General features: G+C 62.1%; 15 protein-coding genes. 9 read left to right on the top strand and 6 right to left on the bottom strand.

Annotation, left to right across the window (positions count from 1 at the left end; all coding sequences use genetic code 11):
- Window positions 1–87: 87 nt before the first annotated feature.
- Window positions 88–528, bottom strand: coding sequence for a MerR family DNA-binding transcriptional regulator (locus DU490_RS13580; RefSeq protein ID WP_114574822.1), 441 nt, complete (start codon window positions 526–528; stop codon window positions 88–90).
- 259 nt (window positions 529–787) lie between these two features.
- On the opposite strand from DU490_RS13580, the gene DU490_RS13575 reads away from it, so the two are divergent.
- From DU490_RS13575 to DU490_RS13545, 6 genes are all read left to right on the top strand, one after another.
- Complete coding sequence (locus tag DU490_RS13575; protein WP_114574821.1) at window positions 788–1,954, top strand: acyl-CoA dehydrogenase family protein; 1,167 nt, start codon at window positions 788–790, stop codon at window positions 1,952–1,954.
- Window positions 1,955–2,003: 49 nt separating this feature from the next.
- Window positions 2,004–3,158: an enoyl-CoA hydratase/isomerase family protein gene (locus DU490_RS13570; RefSeq protein WP_114574820.1), complete on the top strand. Its 1,155-nt coding sequence runs from the start codon at window positions 2,004–2,006 to the stop codon at window positions 3,156–3,158.
- 57 nt (window positions 3,159–3,215) lie between these two features.
- Window positions 3,216–4,118, top strand: coding sequence for a 3-hydroxyisobutyrate dehydrogenase (gene mmsB / locus DU490_RS13565; RefSeq protein WP_114574819.1), 903 nt, complete (start codon window positions 3,216–3,218; stop codon window positions 4,116–4,118).
- A 1,178-nt stretch (window positions 4,119–5,296) separates the two neighbouring features.
- On the top strand, window positions 5,297–5,608 hold the full coding sequence (locus DU490_RS13560; protein ID WP_258801666.1) for a hypothetical protein: 312 nt from the start codon (window positions 5,297–5,299) through the stop codon (window positions 5,606–5,608).
- A 117-nt stretch (window positions 5,609–5,725) separates the two neighbouring features.
- Window positions 5,726–6,907: an acyl-CoA dehydrogenase gene (locus DU490_RS13555; protein WP_114574818.1), complete on the top strand. Its 1,182-nt coding sequence runs from the start codon at window positions 5,726–5,728 to the stop codon at window positions 6,905–6,907.
- Window positions 6,908–7,076: 169 nt separating this feature from the next.
- Window positions 7,077–8,297, top strand: a complete 1,221-nt coding sequence (locus tag DU490_RS13545) for a CaiB/BaiF CoA-transferase family protein (protein WP_114574816.1) — start codon at window positions 7,077–7,079, stop codon at window positions 8,295–8,297.
- Between the two features lie 63 nt (window positions 8,298–8,360).
- Here the strand turns inward: DU490_RS13545 and DU490_RS13540 are convergent, their stop codons facing one another.
- Window positions 8,361–9,194, bottom strand: coding sequence for a pyruvate, water dikinase regulatory protein (locus tag DU490_RS13540; RefSeq protein ID WP_114574815.1), 834 nt, complete (start codon window positions 9,192–9,194; stop codon window positions 8,361–8,363).
- Between the two features lie 259 nt (window positions 9,195–9,453).
- On the opposite strand from DU490_RS13540, the gene ppsA reads away from it, so the two are divergent.
- Complete coding sequence (gene ppsA, locus DU490_RS13535) at window positions 9,454–11,826, top strand: phosphoenolpyruvate synthase (RefSeq protein WP_114574814.1); 2,373 nt, start codon at window positions 9,454–9,456, stop codon at window positions 11,824–11,826.
- Between the two features lie 105 nt (window positions 11,827–11,931).
- Entirely contained in the window at window positions 11,932–13,761 is a 1,830-nt protein-coding gene (gene ggt, locus DU490_RS13530; RefSeq protein ID WP_114574813.1) for a gamma-glutamyltransferase, read from the top strand.
- 17 nt (window positions 13,762–13,778) lie between these two features.
- Here the strand turns inward: ggt and DU490_RS13525 are convergent, their stop codons facing one another.
- The 4 genes from DU490_RS13525 to DU490_RS13510 form a co-directional block, all read right to left on the bottom strand.
- On the bottom strand, window positions 13,779–15,638 hold the full coding sequence (locus DU490_RS13525; RefSeq protein ID WP_114574812.1) for a glycerophosphodiester phosphodiesterase family protein: 1,860 nt from the start codon (window positions 15,636–15,638) through the stop codon (window positions 13,779–13,781).
- A 469-nt stretch (window positions 15,639–16,107) separates the two neighbouring features.
- Window positions 16,108–16,596, bottom strand: a complete 489-nt coding sequence (gene rraA, locus DU490_RS13520; protein WP_114574811.1) for a ribonuclease E activity regulator RraA — start codon at window positions 16,594–16,596, stop codon at window positions 16,108–16,110.
- A gap of 159 nt (window positions 16,597–16,755) precedes the next feature.
- Entirely contained in the window at window positions 16,756–17,358 is a 603-nt protein-coding gene (locus tag DU490_RS13515) for a porin family protein (protein ID WP_114574810.1), read from the bottom strand.
- 379 nt (window positions 17,359–17,737) lie between these two features.
- Entirely contained in the window at window positions 17,738–19,813 is a 2,076-nt protein-coding gene (locus DU490_RS13510) for a sensor domain-containing diguanylate cyclase (RefSeq protein WP_220270506.1), read from the bottom strand.
- Between the two features lie 133 nt (window positions 19,814–19,946).
- Between DU490_RS13510 and DU490_RS13505 the strand changes: the two genes are divergently transcribed.
- On the top strand, window positions 19,947–20,552 hold the full coding sequence (locus DU490_RS13505; protein ID WP_114574809.1) for a biliverdin-producing heme oxygenase: 606 nt from the start codon (window positions 19,947–19,949) through the stop codon (window positions 20,550–20,552).
- Window positions 20,553–21,363 lie beyond the last annotated feature (811 nt).

Genomic DNA, 21,363 nt, shown 5'->3' with positions numbered 1-21,363 from the left:
ATAGATCTGAAAACTGGTTTCACAGGCCGTTTGCAGGATTGCAATGCCCGGCCACTATCCGCTGAGCGATAATCCGGCGGTGACGGATCACGCCTGGTCCAGGCGTTCGAGAACGTCGCGCGCCCGTAACTCCACGTCATCGAGCTCTCGCTGCATCAGCCGGATGTCCTCGAGCTGGCGCTCCATGTTGGTGCGCTTGTCGGCGAGTATTTCCAGGAGGCGCTTGAGCTGGCGCGCGTTTCCATCGGGCATGGCGTCATACATCTCGATGACTTCGCGAATTTCGGCCAGCGAGAAGCCAAGTCGCTTGCCGCGCAGGGTCAGCTTGAGACGTACCCGGTCCTTTTCATGATAGATGCGAGTCTGGCCCCGACGCTCAGGCGCCAACAGGCCTTCCTGCTCGTAGAAACGGATGGTGCGTGGAGTCACCTCGAACATCCGGGCCAGTTCGCCGATGGAGTAGGTGCGGCGCTGCCGTGGCAGACTGCCATTGACTGCAGTTGTGGCTTCCGGTTCGGATATGCTCATTGCTACCTTTCCTGTGACTGGGTGGGCCGTCTAACGGTTTCCCTCCACTTACTTCCGCAACACTAGACGACGTTGACGTTAACGTAAAGTGCTTGTAGACCAAGGGATGTATGCGATAAAACCTAGCAAGTGCTAGGTTGGTTGCCATCCGGCGCCTTAATGGGTCTCGCGACACATGGCAATCGGGCGACCACTCAACTACTACTATCGGATCGAACATCTCGGTCGAACCATTCAGTCGATACATGAGGATACCCCGATGGACTTTTCGCTGACCGATGACCAGAAGGCGCTCGTTCAGGCGGCCGCCGATTTCAGCAGGGCCGAACTTGCCGATCATGCTGCCGAATGGGACGCCACCTCGCATTTCCCGGTGGAGGTCATTCGCCGCGCCGGCGAGGCGGGGTTTCTCGGCATCTACATCCCCGAAGAGCGGGGAGGCCTGGGGCTGTCTCGCCTGGACGCCTCGCTGATTTTCGAACAGCTATCCCGGGGCTGCATCTCGACTACCGCCTATCTTACCATCCACAACATGGTGGCCTGGATGGTGGCAAGCTGGGGCAACGAGGTATTGCGCGAAGCGTGGGTGGAGCGGCTGGTCAGCGGAGAGTGCCTGGGTTGCTACTGCCTCACCGAGCCCGGTTCCGGTTCAGATGCGGCAAGCTTGCGCACGAAAGCCGTACGAGAGGGCGACGAATACGTTATCAGCGGTTCCAAGATGTTCATATCGGGGGCCGGGGCCAACGACGTGCTCATCGTCATGGCGCGCACCGGCGGGCCCGATAGCGGGGCGGGCGGCATTTCCGCGATTCTGGTGCCGGCCGATGCAGCAGGTATCGAATACGGCAAGAACGAAGAGAAGATGGGCTGGAAGAGTCAGCCGACACGTCTGGTCAGTTTCGATGGTGTGCGTGTGCCGGTCGGCAATCGCCTGGGTGACGAAGGCGAGGGCTTCAAGTTGGCCATGAAGGGGCTTGACGGTGGAAGGCTCAATATCGCCAGCTGTTCATTGGGTGCCGCTCAGCAGGCGCTGACCCTGGCTCGCGATTACATGGGCGATCGCAAGCAGTTTGGTCGGGAACTGACGAGTTTCCAGGCGCTGCAGTTCAAGCTTGCCGACATGGCCACCGAACTCATGGCGGCAAGGCTCATGGTTCGCCAGGCGGCATGGCGGCTTGATAACAATGACCCTGATGCTACCGCCCATTGTGCCATGGCCAAGCGGTTCGCCACCGATATGGGTTTCAACGTCTGCAACGAAGCCCTCCAGCTTCATGGCGGCTACGGTTATCTCAGGGAGTTCCCGCTGGAGCGCATGGTGCGAGATACCCGTGTACACCAGATTCTCGAGGGCACCAACGAAATCATGCGGGTTATCGTGGCCCGCCGCCTGCTGGCGGATGGCGTCATCGAAGCATTGCAGTAAGACGAGGCATTGCAGTAAGGCTACTGATAATAACCAGGAGAGCAGTTGCATGACGGAACTTGCGGTCATCTTCGACGAGCGCCCCACACGGGATGGTGGGCGGATAGGCGTGGCCACCCTCAATGCGCCGAAATCGCTCAATGCCCTGACGCTGACAATGGCGCAGCAGCTCATGGCCAAGCTCGACGCCTGGGCGGTGGATCGCAGCATCGTGGCGGTGTGGCTGGAGGGGGCGGGGGAGAAGGCCTTCTGCGCCGGCGGCGACGTGGTGGCGCTATATCGCTCCATGACCGAAGAGGGTGAGAACCGTGAGTCAGGGCGTGACAGCGTCTTCGCCGAGACCTACTTCACCACGGAATATCGTCTCGACTACCGGATACATACCTACCCCAAGCCCATCCTGCTCTGGGGTGACGGCATCATCATGGGCGGCGGCCTGGGCCTGATGGCGGGTGCTTCGCACCGGATCGTGACCGAAGCCACGCGCATCGCCATGCCGGAGATCACCATCGGCCTCTATCCCGATATCGGTGCCAGTTGGTTCCTCAATCGCATGCCTCCCGGTGTCGGTGCCTATCTAGGCATCACCGGCGCGCAGCTGAATGCCAGGGACGCCCTGGACCTGGGTATGGCCGACCACTTCGTGCCCGGCGATCGACGCGATGCCCTGCTGGAAGCCTTGGGCGTAGCCGACTACGGCGCGCGCACCCCGCGGGATCTGCGCGCCGGTGTGCAAGCGGCGGTCGACGAGTTGGAGGATCGCTCCCAGGCGCCCCAGGCACAGGTATGGCCGTATCTCGACCATATCCAGAACGTGGTGGGGCAGATCGATGCGCCTACTGCGGTAAAGCAGATCCTTCGCGATGTGCGTGAAGATGCCTGGCTTGCAGCCAACCGAGCGCGGCTCGAGGCCGGCAGTCCGCTTAGTGCGCACCTGGTCTGGCTGATGCTGGATCGCCATCGTCATACCAGCCTGGCCGACGCCTTCCGCGATGAGCTGAACCTGTCGGTACAGTGCTGTCGGCAGGGAGATGTGGCCGAGGGCGTGCGCGCACTGCTGGTCGACAAGGACAAGAACCCCAAGTGGCAGCACGCCGATGTCGACAGCGTGCCGCAGTCTGATCTGGATGCCCTGATGGCCCCATTGTGGAGCAGCGAGGCCCATCCGTTGCGTGACCTCGGCACAGGCGAACGCGTAAATTGAACGCTCGGTCTATCGGCTGGAACCAACAATCATTAATGACTCTCAGGAGCAACTCGCATGAAAATCGCCTTTATCGGACTGGGTAACATGGGCGCGCCGATGGCCGCCAACCTGGTCAAGGCCGGCCATGAGGTCAGCGTCTTTGACCTGGTGGATGCGGCCATGAAGAGCCTGGAGAAGGCTGGTGCCCACGCTTGCGCCAGCGCCCAGAGCGCTGCCAGTGGTGCGGAGGTCGTCATTTCGATGCTGCCCGCCGGCCAGCATGTAAGGCGACTCTATCTCGGCCGTGACACGGCACCGGGCTTGTTCGATGCCCTCGAAGGCAAGCCGCTGATCATCGATGCCTCGACCATCTCGCCGGAGGACGCCCGCTTCGTCGGCGCCGCCGCTGCCGAGCGTGGGCTGACATACCTTGATGCCCCCGTCTCGGGCGGTGTGGGCGGGGCCCAGGCCGGCACCTTGACCTTCATCGTCGGTGGCACCGAAGACGGGTTCGAGCAGGCAAGGTCGGTGCTGGAAGGCATGGGCAAGAACATCTTCCACGCGGGCGAAGTCGGCTCGGGTCAGGTAGCGAAGATCTGCAACAACATGCTGCTGGGGATACTGATGAGCGGCACCGCCGAAGCCCTGGCGCTGGGCGTGAAAAACGGCCTCGACCCCGCCGTGCTCTCGGAGATCATGAAGCAGAGCAGCGGCGGCAACTGGGCGCTGAACGTCTACAACCCCTGGCCCGGCGTCATGGAGGGCTCTGCGGCGTCCCGTGATTACCAGGGCGGTTTCCTGACCGACCTGATGGCCAAGGACCTGGGGCTTGCCTGGGAACTTGCCCTGGGAAGCAAAGCCACAGTGCCGATGGGCTCCCAGGCGCGTAACCTCTTCGCCCTTCACGCATCACAGGGCCACGGCGGCAAGGACTTCTCCAGCATTCAGAAACTCTTCCGCGCCGGCGAGGAGGAGTGAAGCGGGCAACACCGCCGGGAGTCCTTCGGCCTCCAGTCGTGATCTAAAGATTCTCCAACAGCGCGGTTACTGCTGACCTTGTGGGAGCGCTGGTTCCCATCGCGACTGGCGCCGTCAGGCGCCCGGCGGAGGCCACAGCGTTGGCGATGGTCGCCAGCATCGGCAACACCGCCGGGAGGCCTGCGGCCTCCAGTCGTGATCTAAAGATTCTCCAACAGCGCGGTTACTGCTGACCTTGTGGGAGCGCTGGTTCCCATCGCGACTGGCGCCGTCAGGCGCCCGGCGGAGGCCACAGCGTTGGCAGTGGTCGCCAGCATCGGCAACACCGCCGGGAGGCCTGCGGCCTCCAGTCGTGATCTAAAGATACTCCAACAGCGGTGTGGCAGCGTCGGTGGAGAGGATCGCTGTTGGAGCGCTGGTCCCCATCGCGACTGGCGCCGTCAGGCGCCTCGGCGGAGGCCACAGCGTTGGCAGTGGTCGCCAGCATCGGCAACACCGCCGGGAGGCCTGCGGCCTCCAGTCGTGATCTAAAGATACTCCAACAGCGGTGTGGCAGCGTCGGTGGAGAGGATCGCTGTTGGAGCGCTGGTCCCCATCGCGACTGGCGCCGTCAGGCGCCCGGCGGAGGCCACAGCGTTGGCGATGGTCGCCGGCACTGGCAACACCGCCGGGAGTCCTTCGGCCTCCAGTCGTGATCTAAAGATTCTCCAACAGCGCGGTTACTGCTGACCTTGTGGGAGCGCTGGTTCCCATCGCGACTGGCGCCGTCAGGCGCCCGGCGGAGGCCACAGCGTTGGCGATGGTCGCCAGCATCGGCAACACCGCCGGGAGGCCTGCGGCCTCCAGTCGTGATCTAAAGATACTCCAACAGCGGTGTGGCAGCGTCGGTGGAGAGGATCGCTGTTGGAGCGCTGGTCCCCATCGCGACTGGCGCCGTCAGGCGCCTCGGCGGAGGCCACAGCGTTGGCAGTGGTCGCCAGCATCGGCAACACCGCCGGGAGGCCTGCGGCCTCCAGTCGTGATCTAAAGATTCTCCAACAGCGCGGTTACTGCTGACCTTGTGGGAGCGCTGGTTCCCATCGCGACTGGCGCCGATAGGCGCCTCGGCGGAGGCCCCCTTTGGCACGTCTTCAGGAAGCGGGCACAATCGTGAGCCTGTTTCATGTATTCGAGGCTTCATGACGCTTTCATCGCCATCCGCTGATCGGCCAACCCGTCCTCCCGTTCGCCGCGAACTTCTCGAAGGGCCTATCGCGGCGACCCTGCTGCGCAAGAGCCTGTCGGTGGTGGGTGGCATGATCGCCATGCTCAGCTTCAACCTGGTGGACTCCTGGTTCATCGCACGGCTGGGCACCGAGCCGCTGGCGGCGGTCTCCTTCACCTTTCCGGTGGTCTTCGCGGTGATCAACCTGCTGATCGGGCTGGTGGCCTGGCTACTCATTCACCGTCGTCTTCAAGAGCGCGCGCCGCAGATGCCGGCGTCAGGCTAGTCGAGGCCGTGGTCATGCAGGATGCAGTACAGATAAATAGCGACATAGGGGTTGGCAGGGCGGCCTTCATGGTCTACATTCTATAAAAATGTAGACATTTATCAAGGAGAGCTATCAATGAGCCAGATCACCCCCGTCACCTGGGAAGACCCGTTCCGCCTGATCGATCAGTTGGACGAAGACGAGCGCATGGTGCTGCAAAGCGCCCATGATTATTGTCAAGACAAGTTGATGCCGCGGGTGTTGGAAGCCAACCGCCACGAGCGCTTCGACCGCGAGATCATGAACGAAATGGGTGAGCTGGGCCTGCTCGGTGCCACCATCGACGGCTATGGCTGCGCCGGCATGAACTACGTTAGCTATGGCTTGATCGCCCGGGAAGTGGAGCGCGTCGACTCAGGCTACCGTAGTGCCATGAGCGTACAGTCCAGCCTGGTGATGTATCCGATCCACGCCTTCGGCACCGATGCCCAGCGCGACAAGTACCTGCCCAAGCTGGCTACCGGCGAGTGGGTGGGCTGTTTCGGTCTCACCGAACCCGACCACGGCTCCGACCCGGGCAGCATGTCTACCCGTGCCGTACGCACCGACAGCGGCTGGCGCCTAAACGGTACCAAGACCTGGATCACCAATTCGCCCATCGCCGACGTGTTCGTGGTTTGGGCCAGGGATGAGGAAGGCGTGGTTCGCGGCTTCATCCTCGAGAAAGGCACGCCTGGACTCTCCGCACCCAAGATCGAGGGCAAGTTCAGCCTGCGCGCCTCTATCACTGGCCAGATCGCCATCCAGGATGTCGAGGTCTCCGATGACCAGCGCTTGCCCGGCGTCACCGGCCTGAAGGGTCCTTTCTCGTGCCTCAACCGTGCTCGCTTCGGCATCGCCTGGGGCAGCATGGGGGCCGCCGAAGCATGCTGGCATGCCGCTCTTGAGTACACGCTGGATCGCAAGCAGTTCGGTAGGCCGCTGGCCGCCAACCAGCTGATTCAGAAGAAGCTGGCCGACATGCAGACCGAGATTGCCCTGGGCCTTCAGGCCGCGCTGCGAGTGGGTCGCATGATCGATGCGGGCCAGCTGGTGCCGGAGGCGATCTCGCTGATCAAGCGCAACAACTGCGGCAAGGCGCTGGATATCGCCCGGGTCGCCCGCGACATGCACGGCGGCAACGGCATTGCCGACGAATACCACGTGATTCGCCACATGATGAACCTCGAGGCGGTGAATACCTACGAGGGTACCCATGACGTCCATGCCCTGATCCTGGGCCGGGCCCAGACTGGCATCCAGGCCTTCGCCAATTGACTTGCAGGAACTGCGACGTCGTTCCCACGAGGGGCGCCGGGGACAAGCCGAAGAGGAGGTCCGATTCCAGGGAAGGAATCGGTAGCGTACAGGGAGGTATTCACAGCGCCTCCTCGCAGGTTTGTCGCCGGAACAGCCCCGAATGCTACACGCTCTGCAAGGAGTCAAGATGAGCGGACCGCTGGAAGGCATCACGGTGCTCGACATGTCGCGCGTGCTGGCGGGCCCCTGGGCCGGCCAACTGCTCGCGGACCTCGGTGCGCGCGTGATCAAGATCGAGCATCCCCAGCGCGGCGACGACACCCGCGGCTGGGGTCCGCCCTGGCTCAGTGAAGATTTGGAAGCGGGGAGTGACGACCCCGAGCGGGTAGCGGCCTACTTCCTCTGCGCCAACCGTGGCAAACAGTCGCTGGCGGTGGATATTGCCAGCCAGAAGGGGCAGGCGCTGATTCGGCAGCTGGCGACGGGCGTCGATATCGTACTGGAAAACTTCAAGGTCGGCGGGCTGGCCAAATATGGCCTCGACTACGCCAGCCTGCATGAGCTGAATTCCAGGCTGATCGGCTGTTCGATCACCGGCTTCGGCCAGGATGGACCCTACGCCCACCGCGCCGGGTACGACTTCATGATCCAGGCCATGGGCGGACTAATGAGCATCGGTGGCGAGCCAGACGGCATGCCGATGAAGACCGGAGTGGCGATTACCGATGTCACCACCGGGCTCTATGCCACCATCGGCGTGCTGGCCGCGTTACATGAACGCGAGCGCACTGGCCTGGGGCGGCATGTGGACGTAGCCCTGCTCGACGTACAGGTTGCGGCACTGGCTAATCAGTCGCTTAACGTGCTGGTCAGCGGCCAATCGCCCCGGCGGCATGGCAATGCCCATCCAAATATCGTTCCCTACCAGGCCTTCGCCTGTGCTGACGGCCACCTGGTACTGACCGTGGGCAACGATAGCCAGTTTGCTCGGCTAGCCAATCTGTTCGGTCATCCAGGGTGGGCGGCGGATCCCGCCTATGCCACCAACGAGGCCCGGGTAGGCAATCGCGACCAGTTGGTGCCATTGATCCGGGCGATATTTCTCACCCGTACACGTGATGACTGGCTGGCTGAATTGGAAGCCCGCGGCATTCCTGCCGGGCCCATCAACACCATCAGCGAAGTCTTCGACGACCCCCAGGTTCGCCACCGGGGAATGCAGTGCACCCTGAAGCGTGGCGCTCTCGATGTGCCTCAGGTGAGCAACCCGCTGCGCTTCGATGGCCAGCACGCCACCAGTGACGTGGCGCCACCCCGACTTGGTCAGGATAGTGACGCGATACTTGCCGAGATGGGGTTGTCAGCCAACGATATCGCCAGACTGAAACGGGAAGGCGTGGTGCGCTGAGGCTTTGGCGACACCGCCGAAGAGCGCAACCACGATCACGGATACCAGCAGGCCCTTAATGGCCTATCGCGGCGAGAACCGCCGACTCAATCCGGTCTCGGCGATCATGCGGGTCGAGATCTCTTCGATCGAGAAGCGCGTGGTGTCGATGAACGGGATGTGCAATTGCCGATAGAGCCCCTCGGCCTGTTCGACTTCCTGGGCGCACTGGTCCAGCGAGCTGTAGCGACTGTCGGGTCGGCGCTCGTGGCGTATCGCCGTCAGTCGACGTGGGTCGATGGTCAGCCCGAATAGCTTGTGGCGATGGGCCGCCAATACCTTGGGCAACTTGAGCGTTCCATTCTCATCGAGGTCATCCTCGGTGAGCGGATAGTTGGCGGCGCGGATACCGAACTGCAATGCCAGGTAGAGTGAAGTGGGTGTCTTGCCGCAGCGAGAGACGCCCACCAGGATCACGTCGGCCTGGTCGTACTGGTGAGTGCGGGCGCCGTCGTCGTTGTCCAGGGCGAAATGGACGGAGTGGATACGGTCCATGTACACCTCGTCCTTGCCAATGGAGTGGGTGCGGCCGACGCTGTAGCTGGAATGCGTCCCCAGTTCGTGCTCCAGCGGCTTGAGGAAAGTCGAGAAGATATCCACTTTGAAACCGGTGGCGCCGCGTATCACTTCGCGAATACCCTCATCGACGATGGTATCGATGATGATCGGCTGCTCACCGTCGCGTGCCGCCGTGGCATCGATGATCTCGACCAGGGTGCGCGCTTTTTCTACGGTGTCGATATAGGGCTTGGTGAGCATGCTCAGTTCGATGTTCTCGAACTGTGCCAACAGGCTGCGACCGAGGCTTTCGGCGGTGATACCGGTGCCATCGGAAATGAAGAAGGCGGTACGGGACATGGTGAAATCGGCTTCCGTGTACGGGGATTGTTCCCATTGTCGGGGCTGGTGGCGTCTTCGGCAAGGCGTGACTTTTCTCTGGCCGGCCTTCGCTGAGCTGCCGTAAGTCACTACAAAAAAGCGGCAAAAGGGGCCACTGTTGTAAAAATCCTCCAGTGACTTCGATGTTAGACCAATGGCGAATATGGAAGCATGCGGTTAAGGTTGCGACCATTGCATCATTTGCCTGTGACAAGGCTTCGAAGATCAAGGGGGTCTCGTGGAAGATTACATCCTGTGGTTCGATCAGCTCGGCATGGACGACGTGGAACGGGTCGGTGGCAAGAACGCCTCGCTTGGTGAAATGATTTCAAACCTGTCGGGAGCTGGCGTCACCGTTCCCGGCGGTTTCGCCACCACGGCCCACGCCTATCGTGAGTTCCTCGCCCACGAGGGGCTCAACGAGCGCATCAACCAGGCCCTCAACCGTCTCGACGTCGACGATGTCACCGAGCTGTCTCGGGTCGGTGCCGAGATTCGCCAGTGGGTAATCGACACGCCGCTGCCGCCGATCTTCGAGGAGCACTTGCGCACCGCCTATGACAAGCTGGCCACCCTGCATCCCAATCTCAAGGCGGCAGTACGCAGCTCGGCCACCGCTGAAGATCTGCCCGATGCCTCCTTCGCCGGCCAGCAGGAAACCTTCCTCAATATCGAAGGTTTCGACAACATCAAGCGCGCCGTGCATGAGGTCTTCGCCTCACTGTTCAATGACCGCGCCATTTCCTACCGGGTGCACCGCGGTTACGCTCACGAGAACGTGGCGCTCTCGGCGGGCATCCAGAAGATGGTGCGTTCCGAAACCGGCTCGAGCGGTGTGATGTTCACCCTGGACACCGAGTCCGGTTACCGCGATGCGGTCTTCGTCACCGCCTCCTGGGGGCTGGGCGAGACCGTGGTCCAGGGCTCGGTCAACCCGGACGAGTTCTACGTGCACAAGCCGACCCTGGCTGCCGGCCACCCGGCCGTGCTGCGCCGCAACCTCGGCTCCAAGCTGATCAAGATGGTCTATGGCGATGACGCCAGCGCCGGCAAATCGGTCTCCACGGTGGATGTTCCCCTCAAGGATCGTGCTCGCTTCTGCATCAACGACGAGCAGGTGATGGCCCTGGCGCGCCAGGCGATGACCATCGAGGAGCACTACGCCCGACCCATGGACATCGAGTGGGCGCTGGACGGTGACGACGGCGAGCTCTATATCGTCCAGGCGCGGCCCGAGACCGTGGTCTCTCAGCTTGAGGGCGGCAAGCTGGAACGTTTCCACCTCAAGGAGAAGGGGCGCACCCTGGTTATCGGCCGGGCCATCGGCCAGCGCATCGGGAGCGGTGCGGTGAAGGTTGTTTTCTCGCCGGATGACATGGACAAGGTCAAGGCCGGCGACGTGCTGGTCACCGACATGACCGATCCCGACTGGGAGCCGATCATGAAACGCGCTTCGGCAATCGTCACCAACCGTGGCGGCCGCACCTGCCACGCGGCGATCATCGCCCGCGAGCTAGGTATCCCGGCGGTAGTGGGCTGTGGCGATGCCACCGACATTCTCCAGGATGGCCGCGACGTCACCGTCTCCTGTGCCGAAGGCGACACCGGCCACGTCTACGAGGGGCTGCTCGACTACGACCGCCGTGTCTCCACCGTCGACGCCATGCCCGAAATTCCCTTCAAGATCATGATGAACGTGGGTAACCCGGATCGCGCCTTCGGCTTCGCCGGGCTGCCCCATGCCGGCGTCGGCCTGGCGCGACTGGAGTTCATCATCAACCGCATGATCGGCGTCCACCCCAAGGCGCTGCTCGAGTACCAGACCCTGCCGCTGGAGCTGCAGCAGACCATCGACATGCGTACCGCCGGCTACGCCGACCCGGTGACCTTCTACGTCGACAAGCTGGTCGAGGGCATCTCCACCCTGGCGGCTGCATTCCACCCGCAGCGTGTCATCGTGCGGCTGTCGGACTTCAAGTCCAACGAATACGAGAACCTCATCGGCGGCAAGCTCTATGAGCCCGGCGAAGAGAATCCCATGCTGGGCTTCCGCGGTGCCTCACGCTACATCTCTGAGGCCTTCCGTCCCTGCTTCGAGCTGGAATGCAAAGCGCTCAAGCGGGTTCGCGACGAAATGGGGCTGAATAACGTCGAGATCATGGTGCCCTTCGTGCGCACCACCGACGAGGCGCGAGAAGTGGTCGAACTACTGGCGGCCAATGGCCTGAAGCGCGGAGTCGACGGCCTGAAGGTGATCATGATGTGTGAACTGCCGGCCAACGCCCTGCTGGCCGACGAGTTCCTCGAGTACTTCGACGGTTTCTCTATCGGCTCCAACGACCTGACCCAGCTGACCCTGGGCCTGGACCGTGACTCCGGCATCGTCGCCCACCTCTTCGATGAGCGGAATCCGGCAGTGCTCAAGCTGCTGAGCATGGCGATCAAGGCTTGCAAGGCCCAGGGCAAGTACGTAGGTATCTGTGGCCAGGGCCCCTCCGACCACCCGGACCTGGCAAAATGGCTGATGGAGCAGGGCATCGACTCCGTATCCTTGAACCCCGATGCAGTACTGGAAACCTGGTTCATGCTGGCGGGTGAAACCATCGAGTAACCCCGCAACAATAAGTAACTCAAGAGCCCGTTTGATTGACTTCATTCGGGCCTTTTTTCGCCTATGCTGTATACCTCTTACATGGAGTTACCGAGGGCCCTTCTAATGGATTATCCGACAGTCTCCCTGCGTCGCAACTGGTTAGGCATTGTCGTATCGGCCGCTATGATAGGCCTGCCGGTCACTGCCCTGGCCGACGTGACGTTTCAGTACGAGGTCGCCGCTGTTGAGCCGGAGCAGGAATCCGGCTACAGCGAAAAGCCCGGTTGGGCAACCGAGCGTTTCGCGGTGGCAGCGGCCAATCCCCTTGCGACCGATGCTGGCTATCAGGTGCTCAGGGCGGGCGGTTCAGCAGTGGATGCCGCCATTGCCGTGCAGATGGTGCTGACCCTTGTCGAGCCCCAGTCCAGCGGCATTGGTGGCGGTGCTTTTCTGATGTATTACGACGGCAGTGACGTAACGGCCTTCGACGGCCGCGAGACCGCCCCCCGGGCTGCCAGTGAATCGCTGTTCCTCAATGGGGACGGGGAGCCGCTCGAGTTCATGGACGCCGTTGCCAGCGGTCTTTCGGTCGGGGTGCCGGGCACTGTGCGAATGCTAGAGATGGCTCATGATGAGCATGGCAAACTGCCCTGGGCCGAACTCTTCGCTCCCGCCATCACCCTCGCCGAGGAGGGATTCCACGTCAGTCACCGCTTGCATACCAGCCTGGCCGGTGACGAGTGGCTGCGCGACGACGCCCTGGCGGGTAACTTCTACTACACCGAGGAGGGAGAGCCGCTCGAAGAAGGTCACCTGCTCAAGAACCCGGCCCTGGCCTCCATCCTGCGCAAGATCGCGGAAAATGGCAGTAAGGCAATGCATACCGGTGACATTGCCGAGGATCTGGTGCAGCGGGTCCAGGGGCACCCCGAGCGTCCGGGCGCCATCAGTCTTGAGGACATGGCGACCTATGTCGCCAGGCAGCGCGACCCCATCTGTTCCGACTGGCAGGCCTACCGTGTCTGCGGTTTTCCGCCTCCGTCTTCGGGCCAACTGACCATCATGCAGATACTCGGTACCATGGAGCATCTGCCGGAGCTTTTGACGCCTCTGGAAGAGGGGCAGCCGAGTGTCGAATGGCTGCATCGCTTCCTCGAAGCTTCGCGTCTCGCCTTCGCCGACCGAGCGAAGTACATCGCCGACCCCGACTTTGTCGAAGCGCCGGGAGGAAGCTGGAGCACCATGCTCGACCCCGACTATCTGGCCCTGCGTGCCGAGCACATCGAGGACCAGAGCATGGGTCCCGATGGTGCCAGCCCAGGCAACCCCGGCGACGTTGAAACTTCCTGGGCAATACAGCCGAACCAACCGGAGTCTGGTACCAGCCACATCAGCATCATCGACGAAGATGGCAATGGTCTGGCCATGACCACCACCATCGAATCGGCATTTGGTTCGCGCATGCTGGCCGATGGCGGAACTGGTCAGCCGGGTGGCTACCTGCTCAACAATGAGTTGACGGATTTTTCTTTCCGCCCCCTGGACGCCGATGGCACGCCGATCGCCAACCGGGTGGAGGCGAGCAAGCGGCCGCGCTCGAGCATGAGTCCGACCCTGGTCTTCGATCGCGAGAGCGAAGAGCTGATCGCCAGTCTCGGTTCGCCGGGTGGCGCAGCCATCATCCACTACACTGCCAAAGCGCTGGTGGCGATGCTCGACTGGGGGTTGAATGCCCAGGAGGCGCTGAATCTGCCTCATGCCATTACGCTCGGCGGGCCGGCGTTCCTGGAGGAAGGGCGCTTCGACACGGCAGTGCTGGACGCGCTGAACGAGCGCGGCCATGACGCCAGCGAGCGTGAGCTAACTAGTGGCCTGCAGGCGATCATGAAGACCGAGGAGGGCTTCTTCGGTGGTGCTGATCCACGGCGTGAAGGGGTGGTCATGGGTGACTGAGAGTGGGGGATTGACGATCAATTCCGCAACCAGTTGCGCAGCTTGACCAGCAGCAGGGCGCCATCGCTGAGTTCACGCCGGTCCTGCATCAGTTCGGTGAGGCGGTCCGGGTAATCCGTGATGATGGCGTCCACGCCGAGGTCGATCAGCTGCGACATGCGGCCCCGGTCGTTCACCGTCCAGGCATGCACCTCGTAGCCCAGCTCGCGGGCCAGGCGTATCTCGTTATCAGTGATTCGATTGTGACGGAGGCCCAACGCATCGAAGCCGCGGCGCTCCAGGGTGCCCGGCATGACCAGCTGGGCCAGCAGGGTGACGCGCAACTCGGGCTCGCGCTCCTTGACCATTTGCACCACCCTTGGCGACATCGCCGCCACGCGTGTCTCGCCCATGACACCGGGATCTCCGCAGCGCGTCGTTGATGGCGCAGGCGAGAGCATGTCGAAGCACTGCTCTCTTGCCGCCGCCTCTCGCCGGATCGACTCGAGTACCGCTTCCACCAACGCCAGCTCACCGCCCGGGTCGGGCTTCATGTCGATCATCAGGGCGCTACGGCCTCTCACCGCCTGCAGTGCCTCGTCCAGGCTGGGAATGCGTTCGCCAATGAAAGCGTCACCGAACCAACTGCCCACGTCGAAGGCCTGCAGCTCCTCCAATGTCAGGTCGCGGACGTTTCGAGGATCGCCGGTGAGTCTCTGCAGGCTACGGTCATGGTAGAGCACGACCTCGCCGTCAGCCGTAATCTTCACATCGATCTCCACGTAGTCTGCCCGGTCCATTAGTGCCTGTTCGATAGCGGCCAGGGTGTTCTCCGGCGCAGCCATTGAACTACCACGGTGGGCGATGTTGGTCACGTCATCACGCAGTTCGAAACTGTTGACGATCCACCACGCCTGGGCAAGGGCGAATAGCACTACCCCCAACTCCACCCCCCATGCCAGGCGGCCAGGATGGGCGTCTGGCGGTGGTGGAGTGGGCCGGGGTTCCTGATGGGCAAGCCGCAGATAGAGACAGGCCGAAAGCAGCGCATTGGCTGCAATACCAATGAAGGTAATGGCCAGCGTCACCAGCACATAGCCGGTCACGTAGGCCAGCATGGCCGGGATCAGCACCGCATTGCGCTCCGGAAGCCACCAGAGCATGGGTGTGAAAATGCGATCGAATATCCAACTGGCGATGAAGGGCAGGGCGATGATCACCAGCAGCAGGACCAGCACGACCAGCGCCACGTGCCCCTTGCGGTCACGGGTCAGTTCGCGGCTACGGGCCAGCGCAGCGAGCGGCGATTTCTGCTCCAGAGTGACTATCGGCAGCGCCAGGATCCAGCGAAAGTAGAGTGTCGCCGCCACGAAGGCCCAGGCCATGACCAGCGGCGTGGCGATGGCCAGGTACTGCCAGTACTCAGGGGGACGTACCCGGAGCACGTAATAGGAGTCCATTCCGCCAATGATGAGTTCGTAAAACCAACCGAGCAGAAGTACCAACGGCAACAACAACAACAGGTGTGCCCCTACCTGGAATACCACCAACCCGATCAATCCAGGCGCCCTTCGAAAAGTCTGCCACAGAGCGATGAAAGCGAGCTGATAGTGATTGTCCCGGCGGCGCACAGCGACCAGGATCAAGCCCGCCTGTTGCAGGAAGAGCACCACGAAAATCATGGCGATCGCGGCCAGCGACCAGAGAATCCCGGTCGGTGTCAGCAACAGATCGAGTAGCTCCGCGTTAGTGATCACCGGCTGGCTGATACGGCCCAGCAAGCCGGTCAAGGTCCACGCAACGGTTGGCAGCAACAGGCTCGAAGCGAGTAGGGTGAAAAACAGGTGATACGCCACCAAGGGACGCAGGTGCTCGCGCAGGCTACGCAACACGTCCATTGCCAGCGATGAGGGAGTCAGCACGATTGCGAGTCGTTCGGATTCATGACGTTAGAGTGGCATTGAAGAAGCGGATAAGGCAAGAGCGATAGTGGCGATAACCGCTGACCGAAGCGGCCTCCGCCAAGGCGCCTACCGGCGCCAGTCACGAAGAAACTCGGGGCGCCGTACTGAGCGCTCCAACAAGGCCGGCGACTACCTCACTGTTGGAGCATCTTTAGATCGCGACTGGAGGCCGAAGGACTCCCGGCGGTGTCGGTAACGTTGCGGCTATCGCCGTGACGGCAGCCTCCGCCAAGGCGCCTGGCGGCGCCAGTCGTGCGATAAATCGTCCTCCTACAGCGACTTTTTCCTGCCGTGTTAGGCGATTGCTACCCTGTCGGAGCATCTTCAGATCGCGACTGGAGGCCGAAGGCCTCCCGGCGGTGTTGCCAGTGTTGGCGACCACCGTCAACACCGGCGGCTTCTGTCACCCCTCTAGATTTAAACGTGCTTCCGCCACTACGATGCCGTTGTTGTCGGCGTACAACCATTGCCCGGGCTTTAAAGTGGCGCCTGCGAAGGTGACCGGTACGTCCCGCTGCCCTGCGCCGCGCTTTTCGCTCTTGCGCGGATGGGCACCGAGGGCTTGAACACCCAGGTCGGTTTCGGCCAGCACGTCGACATCGCGCACGCAGCCGTACATCACCACGCCGGACCAGCTGTTATCGGCAGCCTGCTCGGCGATCATGTCGCCCAACATGGCACAGCGATGCGATCCGCCGGCATCCACCACCAGCACCGCGCCGTCGCCTGGTTCGGCCGCTGCCTCCTTGACCAGTGAATTGTCCTCGAAACACTTCACGGTACGTATCGGTCCGCAAAATGCCTCGCGGCCGCCGAAGTTGACGAAGACGGGGTCAAGTACCTGTACTTCGGGATTGGCGTCGCAGATGTCGGGCGTAATGATGGCGCTCATGCAAGGCTCCTTGTCTGGGGAGTGGGGATGATAGAGCGATGATGCCACAGTTGGTGCGGGGTCATCGTCGTCGTTTCGTCGGATAAAACGACGACGCCGGGACAGGGCCCGGAGTCATCTTTGGCGACAGTAGGTTAGTACCTGGAAGGGCAGGTCAATCTAGAAATGGAACCCCACCGAGGCCGTGAACGTATCGATGGTATAGTTGCTGTCAAAGTCGTAGCGCTCATACTCGGCACGTAGCATGACCGGGCTGAAGTTGAACTGGGCGCCGACGCCATACACCGGATTGAGGCCATCATTGTCCTGCAGATCCAGTTCGGCATCGCCCATGTTGCCCTTGACCTCGGTCTCCCAACTGGCTGCACCGATCCTGGCATAGGGGCTGAACCAGGTTGTAATCGGGAACCGTCCGACCAGACTGGCACCGTAGGCGGTGGACTCCAGGTTCGCACTGGCGCCATCCTGGCCGCGAAGTCGGACCCTGCCCAGGTCGGCGTAGAAGACTTCGGCTGCCAGGTAGCGGTTAATCTGATAACCGGCGAAGCCTTTCCAGACGTTGCCGTCATCATCGATGCTGAAGTTGCGGCCTCCAATCTCGATGAAGTTGTCGACCTCGTCACGTTCGTTTTCCAGCGAGCTGAAGCCGGTACCCAGGCCAAGATAAGCGTACGGCTGGTGCGGTGGGTTGGCGAGTGCCGCATTAGCGACCAGTAGTGTGGTAGAAGCGAGCGAAGCAGCCAGTAATCTTATTGCCGACATTTTTATCTCCTTGATGTCCTTTTGCCTTGATATCCTTGGCATTTATTGTCATTTGGTAGTTCGGCTTTTACATGGATACGCTGAAAACAGATCATTCGAGTAAGTCATCAATAGTATAACGTTACCCTTAAACAGTTCTATGATCACCTGTGACGTTTTTAACTTAGCTTTGACGCAAGTCAGCCACAAGCTGACTTTGGTTACCAAAGGTGCGCCGGTGTCGATATTTAATGGCATGGAACAGTGAACTCAAAATGGAGAAGTATAAAAAGCGTCCTCGAACGGGAGTGCTTTGGTCATCGGCTCCGGCCGCCACCCTAGGGAAGCGGCCTTGAGTGCTGCAACGGGTGGCTGGCGAAAGACGGCTTTGGTGATGGGCTCAGTCAGCACCGTACACTCTGTTGCGGCCGAGCGTCTTGGCGCGATACATCGCTTGGTCGGCGCGCTTGACCAGTGTCTTGACCGTGTCGTCCGCCCGGCAAGCGGCCACCCCGATACTCACCGTGACGCGACCGACCTCTTCGAAATGGCTTTCTGCCACCTCGTGACGCAGCCGCTCGGCGAGCTCTTCGGCGCCACGGGCGGTGGTGCCGGTCGCCAGTACCACAAACTCCTCGCCCCCCCAGCGACCTAGGCGGTCAGCCTCACGAAGCATGGTATCCATTCGGGTAACCAGCGTAATCAGGACCTTGTCACCGCTCTCGTGGCCATGGTCGTCATTCACGGCCTTGAAGTGATCGACATCCAGCAGCAACAGTGCACAATCCCGTCCGTAGCGTGTCGCGGCGGCGATTTCGGTCTCTATGGCCTGCTCCATGTGGTAGCGGTTCCATACCCCGGTGAGGCTGTCCTGTAAGGCAAGTCGCTTCAGGCGCTCGTTGACCTCGTGCAGACGGGCATTGAGGAGATGGATCTCGTGGCTGGCAATCAGCGCCGCCAGGTTTTCGGCGAGGTCGCTGGCGGCGCGTCGTTCGCTGCGACGCCAGATGCGACAGTGATCGCGAATCCTTTCCTGCCATTCGGCGAAGGAGTGGCGTGGCGCCAGCACACTGTGTTCACCACGGGACGCGATGTGCTTCTGTGGCAGACCGGCCCAGCGGCGCGTCTCAATTTCCTCGTTTCTGAACAGTAGCAGCCAGCTTGGCTCGGCGGTGTCGATAGGCAGTGGAACGGCCAACAATCCGCTGCTGGGGCCGCGCCAGGCGGCCAGCGGTGTCTCCTTGAGGGAGTGGCTGTACCAGACGGTTGGAGCCTCGCACAGAGCGCTCAGCCAAGTGACAATGGACTCCAGCGATTGCGAATCTGGCACTGAGCCGCGCATGCCCTGGCGCGTTCGATGGATCAGGGCCATGCCGTCGGCAGCGAACAGGTCAAGCCACTCCTCGCCACGCTGTTCCACTATCAGCTCAGGATCGATCCATCGTTCGTGGGATTGGTGCAGCAGTTCGCGGCTGACCTGCACCTTCTGAATGAGTTGGTTTTCGCTCCTGGTGCGCAGCAGCCTGAGCTGGGGAACGGTAATCTGTACCAGCGCCTGCACCGTGTCGCGCATCCCCGGCGACAGGCGATGTGGCGTGGCCAAGGCATGGCAGCTCAGCAGGCCGCCCAGGCGCTCCTCGTTTTCATCGTGCAGTGCCACCGAGAGGGCGCTGGCGACGCCCATATTAGCAAGATACTCCAGGTGGATCGGCGAAACGGCGCGCAGCACCCCGGGCGAGAGATCGAGCGGCGTGGCGTCAACAGGGTCGCATTCGGGCAGCAGCGGGACGGCTGCAGCAACGGCATCGGGAATGCTGCGCAGGCAATTGCGATCGTAAAGCGCGCGCACCTGAGGCGGGATATCGCTGGCGGGAAAATAGTGCCCCAGAAAGCCGCCGATGCCGTCGCCACAACTCTCGGCGGTCACGCTGCCATTCCAGCGCTCGTCAAAGCGGTAGATCAGCACCCGGTCGAAACCGGTGAGGTTGCGGACTTCTTCTACCAGCCACTCCAGTAGCTGGTCGGGGGTGGCTGGTTCCCGTACCGTAGCAAGCCAGCGGTTGAGTACCGACAGCAGCTGAGACTCATCATCGTCACGTAGTGGTTCCAGTTCGACGACCACGCGGCTACCACTGCGATAGGAGATGACATGGAAGCCTTGCGTGTCGGGCCCTAGATACGCCGTCAAGGCCCCTGGGACTTCGTGGCGTTCATCGAGTTCACGGGTGATGCGCTCGAGCAGGTCGCTGCCCAGCAGCGCGGCGGGTGAGCAGCGCAGGGCTAGTTCAGCAGGAATGCCCAGCAGGGTTTCCAGGTTGGCGCTGACCTGACGAACCATGGTGAGGCCGACATCGAAGCTTATCAAGCCGCCGCTCGGCTGGATGGCGCCGGGGATATGGACAGGCTCGGCGGCACAAGTACGCAGTGCTTCGGCGAGTTCGGCCTCGTGGTTGCCAAGATCATGGTTACGGTTCACGCGCTGGGAGGCCTCATGGTAAAGGTGTGGGGAACAAGGAGCGCTGGACGTGAATGGTCGGGTTACCCTATCAGAAAGCAGTCGTGAAGGAGTGTGAGTCCATGGCATTTGGCACTGAGTGGCATATATCAGCATGACCCGGATCAACGCCAAGTTCCAGGGTGAGAGCGTGCCCGCTGTGGCGCAAGCGCTGCGCTACAGTACGCGCAGCGCCCATCAGCGGCTGGATCGTCATCCCTTGCTGCAACAATTGGTGCGGCCAGGGCTGAGCCGGGCGTCGTATACCGCCTCGCTTTTGGCGCTGTATCGCCCCCAGGCCCAGTTGGAGGCTGGAGTGACAGTGTCCGCGGTGCGCCTCGGCCTGGCAAGCGGCGAGGCGGCGCCGGCGCCCCCCCGGCTACCGCTGCTAGAGGCGGATCTGTGCGGCCTGGGAGCAGTGTTTTGCTTGCCGGATAGCAGCGAAGCCCGGGAAGCCGGTTCGTCGGCAGCCCTGGTTGGCCTGCGCTACGTGCTGGATGGCTCGCGACTCGGCGGACAAGTGATTGCCCGGCTGGTGGTCGAGCGGCTTGGCGAAGATGTGCCGCATCGTTTTTTTGCTGCCATCGACCCGGATGGGCATTGGCGGCGTTTTCTTGCCTTCAGCCAGCATCATTGCCCGCCAGAGGATGTCGATAATGCGGTGGAGGCGGCGCAGACTGCCTTCGAGGACTACCTTGCCGCACTCGACGCGGCCCTCTGACGGCTTCCAGGTTTCAAGCGTCAAGATTTTTAAGATAAAAAGGCTCTACGCAGACTGGCGTGAAGAGGCCGCAGGCCTCCCGGCGGGGTTGCCGGTGCCGGCGACCATCGCCAACGCCGTGGCCTCCGCCGAGGCGCCTGACGGCGCCAGTCGCGATGGGAACCAGCGCTCCAACAATGATTCTTTCTACCGACGGTGCCACGCCGCTGTCGGAGTAGCTTCAGCTCACGACTGGAGGCCACAGGACTCCCGGCGGTGTTGCCAGTGCCGGCGACCACTGCCAACCTCGGCCGCCTCCGCCAAGGCGCCTGCCGGCGCCAGTCGCGATGCGGAGCAGCGCTCCTACAGCTGCTTTTTCCTGCCATAACAGGCGACTACCACCCTGTAGGAGAATCTTTAGATCACGACTGGAGGCCGAAGGCCTCCCGGCGGGGGTGCCGGTGCCGGCGACCATCGCCAACGCCGTGGCCTCCGCCGAGGCGCCTGACGGCGCCAGTCGCGATGCGGAGCAGCGCTCCAACAGCTGTTTTTTCCATTAAGGCAAACCACACCGCTGTTGGAGTATCTTCAGATCACGACTGGAGGCCGCAGGACTCCCGGCGGTGTTGCCAGTGCCAGCGAACATCGCCAACGCTGTGGCCTCCGCCGAGGCGCCTGGCGGCGCCAATCGCGATGCGGAGCAGCGCTCCTACAGCGGCTTTCTCCACCAACGTTGCCACGCCGCTGTCGGAGTAGCTTCAGCTCACGACTGGAGGCCGCAGGCCTCCCGGCGGTGTTGCCAATGCCGGCGACCACTGCCAGCGTTTCAGCC

The organism is Halomonas sp. DQ26W (genome assembly GCF_003339685.1).
GTDB lineage: Bacteria > Pseudomonadota > Gammaproteobacteria > Pseudomonadales > Halomonadaceae > Halomonas.
Note: the sequence above shows the minus strand (reverse complement) of the source record. Positions and strands in the feature narration are given on the sequence as shown.